Source organism: Clostridium sp. 1001271B_151109_B4, from assembly GCF_015670405.1.
Classification (GTDB): domain Bacteria; phylum Bacillota; class Clostridia; order Clostridiales; family Clostridiaceae; genus Clostridium.
The window spans coordinates 83,538-96,343 of sequence record NZ_JADPBQ010000012.1 but is presented as its reverse complement, the minus strand read 5'-3'; the positions used below and the strand labels follow the sequence as shown (position 1 = coordinate 96,343).

Genomic DNA, 12,806 nt, shown 5'->3' with positions numbered 1-12,806 from the left:
TTACTTTGAGTCTTTGTTTTAAGACTCTCAAAAGAATTGCTGGTTACTTAATTTATATTCTGTTCAATTTTCAAAGATCATTTGCAATCAACCTGACTGCTTAATCATAATATCATTTTTCTTTTTGTCTGTCAACACTTTTTTTTAAAAACTTTTTTGAAGTTTTATTTGTTTGTGTTGTTAGACTTTTGTCTCAAGAACTTTTCTTGTTTTGTTCCCGACGACGTGTTTTATATTAACATGTTTAATAATATACAAACTATATCCTTTTGCTTAATTACGATGTTTATATTTATTTTTCTCATTATATCTATATAATACTAATATTTTCTTATATTGATACGCCAGGATTTGTTGTTGCTATTTTGCTTTATATATTTATCATCTTTCATATTTATTAAGCTTATCAACCCTCATATCCTATTATTTTTATAATGAAAATTTTTAAAATATAATATTCTTATAATTAAAATTTCAAAAAAATAACTACATTTAATAAAGTATTCATTTTGTAAAAGCAACAAAAGTGCTTAACTTTCTCAAACTATTGCTTTTACTTCTATACTCTATTCAATGTAGTTATATATATTTCACTTTATATATATCAATAAAAATAAATTATTATTAAATCTTATTTACTATTTCCTTAAACCTATTTCCTCTAACCGCAAAATTAGGGAACATATCAAAAGATGCACAAGCTGGCGATAAAGTTATAATATCCCCACTTATTGCAATTTCCTTAGCTTTAATTACAGCTTCTTCTAAAGAATTAACCATAATACTAGGAACTTCTATCCCCTTCTCTAATTTCAATTTATCAAAGGCTTCTTTTATTAAATATTTAGTATCTCCCATAAGAATTATTTCTTTTATAAAAGGATACCCTTGCTCAGCTAATGGTTCAAAAGGTATATGTTTGTCATATCCACCAGCTATAAGTATTACTTTTCTTTCAAACGCAAATAATCCAGCTAACGTTCTAGTAGGACTTGATGCTATAGAATCATTGTAATATTTTACTCCATCAATTTCTCTCACTAATTCACATCTATGTTCTACACCAGCAAATGTCTCAGCTACCTTTTTCATTGTTTTGATTTCAACATCATCCTTTGTAGCTATAAATGCTGCTAGATAATTTTCTACATTATGCATACCCTTAATTACTATATCATTTTTCTTACAAACTTCTTTCCCTTCCAAATATAATGTACCATCTTTATAATATGAACCATTTGGAATAACTCTTTGTGATGAAAATTCTCTAATATGCCCCTTAGCTTCTTTTTCAAATCCATAAGTTATTTCATTTTCTCTATTTAAAACTAATACATTATCTTCATTCTGATATAAGAATATATTTTTCTTTGCATCAATATATTCCTGCATATCCTTATGCATATCTAAATGATTAGGTGCTAAATTAGTAACAATAGATACATCTATTGGAGAATCCATTGTCATAAGCTGAAAACTTGATAACTCTAAAACAACCATATCCTCAGAGTTTATTTCCTCTATATTAGAAAACAATGGTGTTCCTATATTTCCACCAACCCAAGTTTTATAACCTTGAGCTTCTAACAACTTAGATATTATAGTTGTTGTTGTAGTTTTTCCATCCGATCCTGTTATTCCATATATTTTACCTTTACAGTACTTAACAAACTCTTCCATTTCAGAGGTAATATATGAACCCTCATTCTTTGCTCTAACTAGAGCTTCACAATCAATTCTCATTGATGGCGTTTTAAAAACTACCTCAAATCCAGTTAATTTATCTAAATATCCTTCACCTAACTCTAACTTAATACCTTTTGATTTAAATTCACTTGCGATTTTTCCTAATTCATTTTCTTTCTTCATATCAAAAGCCGTTACTTTAGCTCCTAATTTCATCAAAAAATTTATTAAAGGAATATTACTTACACCAATACCTACAACAGCAACATTTTTACCATTAATAAAATCTTTAAATTCCTTAAACTCTCTCATTACTGCCTCCAACTAAATTATATTACTTTATAATTTATAATTATTAATAATTCTTACCAATATACAAATAATTATATCATTATACTTTCTCACATTCTATAAATATAAAATTAAAAACATTTTTCTAAAAACAAAAACAGCAAGAAATAACTTTCAATAATCATTTCTTGCTGCTTCCTAATTAAAACTCTAAGCTTTTTGCAATAAAGTGTGTTAATTTACTAATTTCAACTCTTTCTTGAGTCATAGAGTCTCTATGTCTTATAGTAACGCATCCATCATTTTCAGTTTCAAAGTCAACTGTAATACAGAAAGGAGTTCCTATCTCATCTTGTCTTCTATATCTCTTACCTATACTTCCAGTTTCATCATATTCAACATTAAATTTCTTTGCTAACATTGAGTATACTTCATCAGCTTTATCTGATAACTTCTTAGATAATGGTAATACAGCTGCCTTGTATGGAGCTAAAGCTGGATGTAAATGCATAACTGTTCTTACATCTCCACCTTCTAACTCTTCTTCATCATAAGCATCTACTAAGAATGCTAATGCAACTCTATCAGCTCCTAGTGATGGTTCTATACAATATGGCACATATTTCTCATTAGTTGTTGGATCTAAATATGACATATCAGTTCCTGAATGTTCTGCATGTTTCTTTAAGTCATAGTCTGTTCTATCAGCTATTCCCCAAAGTTCTCCCCAACCAAACGGGAATAAGTATTCTATATCAGATGTTGCATTTGAATAGAATGATAATTCTTCTTCACCGTGATCTCTCATTCTTAAAGAGTCTGAGTTTACTCCTAAGTTTAATAAGAAGTTCCAGCAGTAATCTTTCCAATATCCAAACCACTCTAAATCAGTACCTGGCTTACAGAAAAATTCTAATTCCATTTGTTCGAATTCTCTTGTTCTAAAAGTAAAGTTTCCTGGAGTAATTTCATTTCTGAAAGATTTACCTATTTGAGCTATACCAAATGGGACCTTCTTTCTTGAAGTTCTTTGAACTGATTTAAAGTTTACAAATATACCTTGTGCAGTTTCTGGTCTTAAGTATACTGTATTTGCAGAATCTTCAGTTATTCCTTGGAAAGTCTTAAACATTAAATTAAACTTTCTTATATCAGTATAATTCATTTTCCCACACTTAGGACAAACTATGTTGTTCTTAGTTATGTAGTCCATTAACTCTTCATTTGTCCATCCATCAGCACAAGCAACTTCTACTCCACTTTCAGTCATATGATCTTCTACTAATTTATCTGCTCTAAATCTTGATTTACATTCTTTACAATCCATTAATGGATCTGAAAATCCTCCAACGTGTCCTGATGCAACCCAAACTTCTGGATTCATTAATATTGCACAATCTACTCCAACATTATATGGACTTTCTTGAACAAATTTTTTCCACCAAGCTTTTTTTACATTGTTTTTGAATTCAACTCCTAATGGACCGTAATCCCATGAGTTTGCAAGCCCTCCGTAAATCTCTGATCCTGGGAATATAAACCCTCTACTTTTACATAAAGCAACTATTTTATCCATAGTCTTTTCTACTGCCATTTTACTACCTCCATTTTTTACGATAACTTTATTTCTATAAGCTATATACAAATAAATTATTCGTATTTATTTTTTTATAATAAAAAAAGCCTTATAACCATAAAGGGACGAAAATAAATTCCGCGGTTCCACCCTTCTTGGCTAAAGCCCAACTTTACAAACTACACTCAAAAGCTCCCTTCATTTTAACTTTTTAATGATTTCCACCAACCATCATCTCTCTAAAAAAAATATTAAAATTACTCTTCTTTTTCATCGTGTTTATTAAATTATATATTAATTTTATCAAACAGCTTATATATGTCAAGATAAATTATATATTATTTTGCTTTATATAACAAAAGAGTTTTGTATCAACAGACTTCATCTGCTCCTACAAAACTCTTTAAAATAAAAATGGCTCCGCGAAGAGGACTCGAACCTCCAACCTGTCGGTTAACAGCCGAATGCTCCACCATTGAGCTATCGCGGAATATTATTGCAGCAATGAAATTTAAAATGGCTCCGCGAAGAGGACTCGAACCTCCAGCCTATCGGTTAACAGCCGAGTGCTCCACCATTGAGCTATCGCGGAATGTCATTGCATAATTTATTATATCAGCTTTTTTATAAAATGCAACACCTTTTTTATATTTTTTTATTTTTTCTTTAAAATTTTATATTTAACTTATTAAACAGTTTTAATAAGTTAAATATAAAAATCCTTTAATACGGTCTAAAAATATACTTTATTAAATTTATGATATACTTAACTCACCCTTAAAATTGTCATTTATAGCTTAAAACTAAAAAACCACCTTTTGGTGGTTTTTTATCATTTTATTAGTTTATTGGTTTCATTGTTGGGAATAATATAACGTCTCTTATTGATGCTGAATCAGTTAAGAACATTATTAATCTATCTATTCCTATTCCAAGTCCACCTGTTGGTGGCATACCTGTTTCTAATGCGCTCATGAATTCTTCGTCGATCATGTAAGCCTCATCATCACCAAGTTCTCTTTCTTTTTCCTGTTGCGCAAATCTTTCTCTTTGAACAATTGGGTCATTTAATTCAGAGTATGCATTACATAACTCTCTACCAAATACAAATCCTTCAAATCTTTCAGTGAACATTTCATTTCCTCTCTTTTTCTTTGTAAGAGGTGAAATCTCTACTGGATAATCTATAATAAACGTAGGTTGTATCATATGCTCTTCACAGAACTCTTCATATAGCATATTTAATACTTCACCCTTAGTTACAGTATTTAATGGTTTTGGGAATTCTAAATGCTTTTCTTTGGCAATAGCTTGAGCTTCTTCATCAGAATTAATTGCAGCAAAATCAACTCCAGCATATTCTTTAACAGCATCAACCATAGTTATTCTTCTCCATGGTGGCATAAAGTCTATTTCAGTTCCTTGATAAGTAACCTTTGTTGTTCCATTAACCTTCTTACATACTTCAGCAACCATATTTTCAGTTAATTCCATCATATCATTATAATCTGCAAAAGCTTGATATAATTCAATCATAGTAAATTCAGGATTATGTCTTATTGACATACCTTCATTTCTAAAAGTTCTTCCTAATTCATAAACTCTTTCAAAACCAGCAACAATACATCTCTTTAAGTATAACTCAGGAGCTATTCTTAAGAACATATCTAAATCTAATGTATTATGATGAGTTATGAAAGGTCTAGCAGATGCTCCACCAGCTATTGTTGCAAGCATTGGTGTTTCAACTTCTAAGAATCCTCTATTATCTAAGAATTCTCTTATTCCTTTTATAATTTGACTTCTCTTCATAAAAGTAGATTTAACTTCTGGATTTGTTATAATATCTACTTCTCTTTGTCTGTATCTTAAATCTGGATCCTTTAAACCATGCCATTTTTCTGGAAGTGGCTTTAATGATTTACATATTAATTCTATTTTTTTAGCTTTAACAGATATTTCACCTGTTTTAGTCTTAAATACTTCTCCAGTGCAAGCAACCCAGTCTCCTAAATCATTAGACTTATATTGCTTTAACGCTTCTTCTCCAACTTCATCAATTTTTATGAATAATTGAATCTTCCCGTCCCTATCATGTATATCTGAGAAAACAACTTTTCCTTGTCCTCTCTTAGACATAATTCTACCAGCAACTGTAACATCTTTACCTTCTAATTCCTCATAGTTATCCTTAACTTGTTGTGAACTATGAGTTCTATATACTTTGTATACATCGAAAGGATCTTTTCCCTCTTCTTGTAATTGAACTAGCTTCTCTCTTCTTAATCTTTCTTGTTCATTGAATTGTGACTCTAGTTCTTGCATGTTCATTTCTTCAGTTGACATTCACTATACCTCCAATTAGTCTCTTCTTATTTCTAAGACTTCAAACTTACTTACTCCACTTGGAACTGTAACTTCTACTACATCTCCAACTTTTTTTCCTAATAATGCACTACCCACTGGTGATTCATTTGATATTTTAAAATTCATTGGATCTGCTTCTGCTGAACCAACAATTGTATATTCAACTTCTTCATCAAATTCGTAATCCATAACCTTTACTATAGATCCTACTGAAACTTTATCCTTTGGTATTTCATTTTCATCAACAACAACTGCATTTTTTAACATGTTTTCTAATTGAATAATTCTACCTTCAGTAAAAGCTTGATCGTTTTTAGCTTCATCATACTCAGAGTTTTCACTTAAATCTCCATATCCTAAAGCTACCTTTATTTTTTCAGTAATTTCTTTTCTTTTAACAGTTTTTAAGTATTCTAATTCTTCTTCAAGTTTTTTAACACCTTCGTAAGTCATTATAAATTTTTTTGCTTGACTCATAATCTTTCTCCCCTTCAAAACTTAACCGTATTCAACTCATAAATAGGTAAGTTTAGTAATCTTAAAATCATTTTAAATATTATAAATCAGGCTATTTCATCTGTCAATAAAATAGCTGACTATTTTCAACGTATTGTTTTCACAAAATTTCACTAGATAATACATATATCTAAATATTCTTTAATTCATTTTTATATTCTTGCAATATATTAAACACTTCTGTACTTGTTGATAACGTATTTACTATATTTCTCAATTCGCTACTTTTGGGTAATCCTTTTAGATACCACGAAGCATGCTTTCTCATTTCTTTTACAGCCTTAAACTCGCCATCATATTTAATAGCTAATTCATAATGCCTTAAACACATATTTATTTTCTCTTCTGCTGTAATAGGTAAAATTTCTTGACCATTTAATACTCGTTCTATTTGATTAAATATCCATGGATTTCCCATACTTCCCCTTGCAATCATTATAGCATCACACTGAGTTATTTCCTTCATTCTTAATGCATCTTCCGGTGTGAACACATCTCCATTACCTATAACCGGTATAGATACAGCACTTTTCACCTTACTTATTATATCCCAGTCTGCTTTTCCTTCATACATTTGTTTTTTAGTTCTTCCATGAACAGCAATTGCATCTGCTCCTGAATATTCCATTACTTTAGCAAACTCAACAGCATTAATATTATGCTCATCATATCCTTTTCTAAATTTAACAGTAACGGGCTTCTTTGAAACTTTTTTAATTTCACTTACTATCTCTCCTGCTAATTTAGGATTTAACATTAATGCCGAACCTTCTCCATTTTTAGTTATCTTAGGTGCAGGACATCCCATATTTATATCCAAAATACATATATCATCTATATTGTTAAAATAGCTTTGTACAACTTCCGCCATTATCTTAGGATCATTTCCAAAAATCTGAGCTGCTACTGGTTTTTCTTCATCTGCAATTCTTAATAAAGTCTTAGTATTTTCACTTCCATAATATAATGCTTTTGCACTTACCATCTCTGTGTATACTAATCCGCATCCCATCTCCTTGCATAATCCTCTAAATGAAATATCCGTTACTCCTGCCATAGGTGCTAAGAAAACACTCTTCCCCAAATTAAGGTTTCCTATTTTCATTTGTTTACTCCTTATTTTTATCGTAAATTATTCTTAACCCCTCTAATGTTAAGCTTGAATCAACCTTATCTATTACATTTGTTGATTTAGCTATTAAATTAGCTAAGCCCCCAGTTGCAATTACATATGGATTTTCATATCCAAGTGCAACCATCTCTTTTTTTGTCTTGCTAACTATATATTCTACTTGCCCTATATATCCATATAATATACCTGCTTGCATACTTGATACAGTATTCTTACATATTATACTCTTTGGTAATTCTAACTCCACTCTAGGTAACTTTGCTGCTCTTTCAAACAAGGCATCTGAAGAAATTCTCACCCCTGGACAAATACATCCACCTAAATAATTTCCTTCTTCAGTGACAGCGCAATACGTAGTTGCAGTTCCAAAATCAATTATAATTACATCTCTTCTATATATTTCATGAGCAGCCACTGCATTTACAATTCTATCCGCTCCAACTTCCTTAGGATTATCATATTTAATATTTATTCCAGTCTTTACACCTGGCCCAACAATTATAGGATCTATATTAAAACTCTTCTTAACCATATTTTCTAAGGAATGCATTATATTAGGTACAACCGAAGAAATTATTATTCCTTTTACTTCTTTTGGATTTAAATCACTTTGATGGAATAATTGTATCATTTGAATACCATATTCATCTGAAGTTTTTTTAGAATCAGTAGAAATTCTCCAACCAGCTATATACTCATTATTTTTGCATACTCCTATAACTATGTTGGTATTCCCTACATCTACCAGTAGAATCATAAACGCACACCACCTTAACATAATTAAAGCAGCCCTAAAGCTGCTTTTATTGTACTATAAACAGTAATTTAAACTAATACTTTAATTTTAACAATTACATGTTATTTGTCAAGTGTTGTAAATTTTTATTTTTTTAGAACAAGCCTACAATTTCGCCATTTTCTAAAATATCCATTCTATTTGCTGCTGGTACCTTTGGTAAACCAGGCATTGTCATAATATCACCAGTTAATGCTACTATAAATCCAGCTCCATTGGAAACTCTAACTTCTTTAACAGTTATATCAAATCCTTCTGGTCTACCTAGTAGTGCTGGATTATCTGATAATGAGTATTGTGTTTTCGCCATACAAATAGGCAATTTATCTAATTCAAATTTTTCTAATTCTGCAATTTGCTTATTTGCTGCCGGAGTATATCTTACATCATTTGCTCCATAAATTTCCTTGGCAATAGTTAATATTTTTTCTTTAATACTACTCTTTTCATCATATAAAACTTTAAAGTTTGATTCTTCATTTTCTAATATATTATTAACTATATTAGCTAATTCTAATCCCCCTTCTCCACCTTTAGCCCAAACATCACTTAAAGCAACCTTAACACCTAATTTATCACAGAAATTCTTTATATATTCAATTTCTTCATCAGAATCTGTTAAGAATTTATTTATAGCAACTACGACTGGAATATTATACTTTTGCATATTTTCTATTTGCTTTTCTAAATTAACTATTCCTTTAGCTACTGCTTCAACATTTGGAGTATTTAAATCTTCCTTTTTTACACCACCATGATGTTTTAAAGCTCTCATAGTAGCAACAATCACTACACAATTTGGTGTTAATCCACCATATCTACATTTAATATCTAAGAATTTTTCTGCCCCTAAGTCAGCCCCAAAGCCACCTTCAGTAACTACTACATCACCTAATTTAAGTGCCATCTTTGTAGCAAGTATTGAATTGCATCCATGTGCAATATTTGCAAATGGTCCTCCGTGAATTATTGCTGGAGTATTTTCTAAGGTTTGAACTAAATTTGGCTTAACAGCATCCTTCATTAGAAGGGCCATTGCTCCTTGAATATCTAATTGTTTTGCATAAACTGGATTTCCATCTAAATCATATGCTATTAATATATTTCCCATTCTTTCTTTAAGATCACTTAAACTAGTAGCTAAACAAAGAATAGCCATTATTTCTGAAGCAACTGTTATCATAAATCCATCTTCTCTTAGAAAACCATTTATTTTTCCACCCATTCCTACTACTATGCTTCTTAACGCTCTATCATTCATATCCATAACTCTCTTAAATATGATTCTTCTTGAATCAATTCTTAATGTATTTCCTTGATGAATATGATTATCTATAGCAGCACACAATAAATTATTTGCTGTAGTAATTGCATGCATATCTCCAGTAAAATGTAGATTTATATCTTCCATAGGTACTACTTGTGCATATCCACCACCAGCTGCTCCTCCTTTAACCCCAAAAACAGGCCCTAATGAAGGTTCTCTCAATGCTATAACTGCTTTTTTTCCAGTTTTGCATAGTGCCTGCCCTAAACCTACTGTAACTGTTGATTTTCCTTCTCCAGCTGGAGTTGGATTTATTGCTGTTACAAGAACTAATTTTCCATCTTTTTTATCTTTATTTTTATTTAATATATCTAAAGAAATCTTACATTTATACTTTCCATAAAGTTCTATATCATCCTCACCTAAATTTAGTTTTTCTGCAATCTTAACTATAGGTTCCATTTTAGCTTCTTGAGCTATTTGAATATCACTTTTCATATAATAAACCTCCCTAATACCTTCAAATTTTAAGTATACTTAATTATATCACTATAAATTCCTTTTTTAAACATCTTTCGAACATTTTTGTAATTTTCTATTTAAATATTCGTGTTTTGTTTTTATTACTTTTCTTTTAAATAAGAATTAATAAACAAAAAGTCAGCTTACATCAAAATACTTTCCCCACCTAAACTATACCTTTTAATATTCTAACTAAGCTAAATTTATTAATCCCACTTAAAACTTATCATAAAAAAAGTAGCCCTAAGGCTACTTTTAATTTGCATCAAATATCATTTCAAATTCTTTTCCATCTATCTTTTCTTTATCAAGCAATTCATTAGCTACTGCATGAAGCTTATTAATATTAGTCTTAAGAAGATTTTCTGCTCTATCATATGCTACTTCAATAAATTTCTTAACTTCCTTATCTATTTCTGCACCAATTTCCTCACTAAAGTTTCTTCCTCTTCCAAGCTCTCTACCTAAGAATACTTCATTGTTATCAGAACCATAAGAAATAGTTCCAATTTCATCACTCATTCCATATTCCATAACCATAGCTCTTGCTATTGAACTTGCTCTATCAATATCATTCTTAGCTCCTGTGCTTATATCACCTAATATCAACTTTTCAGCAACTCTACCACCTAAAAGCCCTACCATTTCATCTTGTAGTTTCTCCTTAGAAGTATACGCTCTATCTTCATTTGGTAAATGCATAGTATATCCACCCGCCATACCTCTTGGTATAATACTTATTTCATGTACTGGATCTGAATGTTTTAAACACTTCATCACAACCGCATGACCAGCTTCATGGTAAGCTGTAAGCTTTCTATCATGCTCACTAATAGCCCTACTCTTCTTTTCAGGACCTGCAATAACCCTAGTTATTGCTTCTTCAAATTCATCCATTCCTATAGCCTTTTTATTTTTTCTTACGGCTAAAAGAGCAGCTTCATTAGCTAGGTTTTCTAAATCAGCACCACTAAATCCTGGTGTTCTCTTTGCTAACACCTCTAAATCTACATCAACAGCTAAAGGCTTTTTATGTGTATGAACCTTTAAAACAGCTTCTCTCCCTTTTCTATCTGGTCTTTGAACAACTATTTGTCTATCAAATCTACCTGGTCTTAATAACGCTGGATCTAAAATATCTGGTCTATTTGTTGCCGCTATCATTATGATACCTTCATTAGCTCCAAAACCATCCATTTCAACTAGTAATTGATTAAGAGTTTGTTCTCTCTCATCATGACCACCACCAAGACCAGCACCTCTTTGTCTACCTACAGCATCAATTTCATCTATAAATATTAAAGCTGGCGAATTTTTCTTTGCCTGCTCAAATAAATCTCTAACTCTTGATGCACCAACTCCAACAAACATCTCAACAAAATCAGAACCTGATATACTAAAGAATGGTACTCCTGCTTCTCCTGCAATTGCCTTAGCTAATAAGGTCTTTCCTGTTCCTGGAGGCCCAACTAGTAAAACACCTTTTGGTATTCTCGCTCCCATTTCAATATATCTAGATGGAGCCTTTAAGAAATCTACTATTTCTTCTAGTTCAGCCTTTTCTTCATCTGCTCCAGCAACATCATCAAAAGTTACTCTCTTGGCATCTGGAGACATCATCTTAGCTCTGCTTTTTCCAAAATTCATTACTCCCTTTCCACTTCCACCACCTTGTGACTGCTGTGTAAAGAAGAAAATAAACACTACAAATAATAATATTATCATTCCCATAGGTATTATAGTAAGCCACACACTATTATTAGATGGCGCAGCATATTCTATCTTAATATCATTTTTTGCATATTGACTATTTAACATTTCCACCATTGTATCTGGTGCATACACTGTAAAATTCTTTTCATCTCTTGTCTGTCCAGTAACGAGCATCTTATCAGGATCAACTCTTATACTTTCAATTTCGTCATTTATCCACTTTTGTTGGAAATCACTAAATACTATTCTATCAGAACCACTTTCTCCCCTTAAAAGAAATGATGCTGCAAAAAATAATAATATTATAGCTATTATCCATACAGTAGCACTTGAATATTTCTTCATTCAAGGCCCCCCTTTCTCATAGTTTTTTATTATTTTGTTTTTTTAATAATCTACTTCTCATAAACCTCTCTTTTTAATATTCCTACAAAAGGTAAATTTCTATACTTTTCAGCATAATCCAATCCATATCCAACTAAGAATTCATCTGGAGTTTCAAAGCCAATATATTTACAATCTATATCAACCTTTCTTCTAGATGGTTTAGTTAATAATGATACAATTTCAACTGAGCTAGCATTTCTACTTTTTAAATAATTTAATAAATAATTTAATGTAACTCCACTATCAACTATATCTTCAACTATAATTATATGTTTTCCTGAGATTTCACTATCTAAATCCTTAAGTATTCTAACAACCCCAGTAGTTTCAGATGAATCTCCATAACTAGAAACTGCCATAAAATCAATTTGGCAAGGAATAGTTATATTTTTTATTAATTCTGCTGCAAATATTACAGAACCTTTCAAAACACCTACCACTAATAATTCTTTTCCTTTGTAATCTTCACTAATTCTTGACGCTAATTCCTTTACTCTCTTATTAATAGCCTCTTCACTAAATAACACTTCTTTAATATCTTGTAACATTGTCA

Annotated in this window: 9 protein-coding genes, 2 tRNA genes and 1 other annotated feature; all 11 genes read right to left on the bottom strand. The window is 30.7% G+C overall.

Going from position 1 to position 12,806, the window contains the following annotated elements:
• Window positions 1-624: 624 nt before the first annotated feature.
• The 11 genes from murD to hpt all read right to left on the bottom strand — a co-directional run bounded on the left by murD (window position 625) and on the right by hpt (window position 12,801).
• Window positions 625-1,998, bottom strand: a complete 1,374-nt coding sequence (gene murD / locus I4V63_RS10045) for a UDP-N-acetylmuramoyl-L-alanine--D-glutamate ligase (RefSeq protein WP_196001122.1) — start codon at window positions 1,996-1,998, stop codon at window positions 625-627.
• Window positions 1,999-2,179: 181 nt separating this feature from the next.
• Window positions 2,180-3,571 (bottom strand): glycine--tRNA ligase, encoded by a 1,392-nt coding sequence (locus I4V63_RS10040; RefSeq protein WP_196001121.1) that lies wholly within the window; start codon window positions 3,569-3,571, stop codon window positions 2,180-2,182.
• A 100-nt stretch (window positions 3,572-3,671) separates the two neighbouring features.
• Window positions 3,672-3,836: a binding site (T-box leader), on the bottom strand.
• 132 nt (window positions 3,837-3,968) lie between these two features.
• Window positions 3,969-4,043: transfer RNA gene (locus I4V63_RS10035), tRNA-Asn, on the bottom strand.
• Window positions 4,044-4,070: 27 nt separating this feature from the next.
• Window positions 4,071-4,145 (bottom strand) — tRNA-Asn (locus I4V63_RS10030).
• A 248-nt stretch (window positions 4,146-4,393) separates the two neighbouring features.
• Window positions 4,394-5,899: a lysine--tRNA ligase gene (gene lysS, locus I4V63_RS10025; protein ID WP_196001120.1), complete on the bottom strand. Its 1,506-nt coding sequence runs from the start codon at window positions 5,897-5,899 to the stop codon at window positions 4,394-4,396.
• Window positions 5,900-5,914: 15 nt separating this feature from the next.
• Window positions 5,915-6,397 carry a transcription elongation factor GreA gene (gene greA / locus I4V63_RS10020; RefSeq protein ID WP_196001119.1) on the bottom strand — a complete coding sequence of 161 codons (483 nt, stop codon included), beginning with the start codon at window positions 6,395-6,397 and terminating at the stop codon, window positions 5,915-5,917.
• 169 nt (window positions 6,398-6,566) lie between these two features.
• Window positions 6,567-7,541, bottom strand: a complete 975-nt coding sequence (gene dusB / locus I4V63_RS10015; protein ID WP_196001118.1) for a tRNA dihydrouridine synthase DusB — start codon at window positions 7,539-7,541, stop codon at window positions 6,567-6,569.
• 4 nt (window positions 7,542-7,545) lie between these two features.
• On the bottom strand, window positions 7,546-8,325 hold the full coding sequence (locus tag I4V63_RS10010; protein ID WP_196001117.1) for a type III pantothenate kinase: 780 nt from the start codon (window positions 8,323-8,325) through the stop codon (window positions 7,546-7,548).
• A gap of 133 nt (window positions 8,326-8,458) precedes the next feature.
• Window positions 8,459-10,129, bottom strand: coding sequence for a formate--tetrahydrofolate ligase (locus I4V63_RS10005; RefSeq protein WP_196001116.1), 1,671 nt, complete (start codon window positions 10,127-10,129; stop codon window positions 8,459-8,461).
• Window positions 10,130-10,408: 279 nt separating this feature from the next.
• Window positions 10,409-12,211 carry an ATP-dependent zinc metalloprotease FtsH gene (gene ftsH, locus I4V63_RS10000; RefSeq protein ID WP_196001115.1) on the bottom strand — a complete coding sequence of 601 codons (1,803 nt, stop codon included), beginning with the start codon at window positions 12,209-12,211 and terminating at the stop codon, window positions 10,409-10,411.
• A gap of 50 nt (window positions 12,212-12,261) precedes the next feature.
• The gene (gene hpt / locus I4V63_RS09995) at window positions 12,262-12,801 is read right to left on the bottom strand and encodes a hypoxanthine phosphoribosyltransferase (RefSeq protein ID WP_196001114.1); all 540 of its coding nucleotides are present in this window, start codon (window positions 12,799-12,801) and stop codon (window positions 12,262-12,264) included.
• Between the last annotated feature and the right edge of the window lie 5 nt (window positions 12,802-12,806).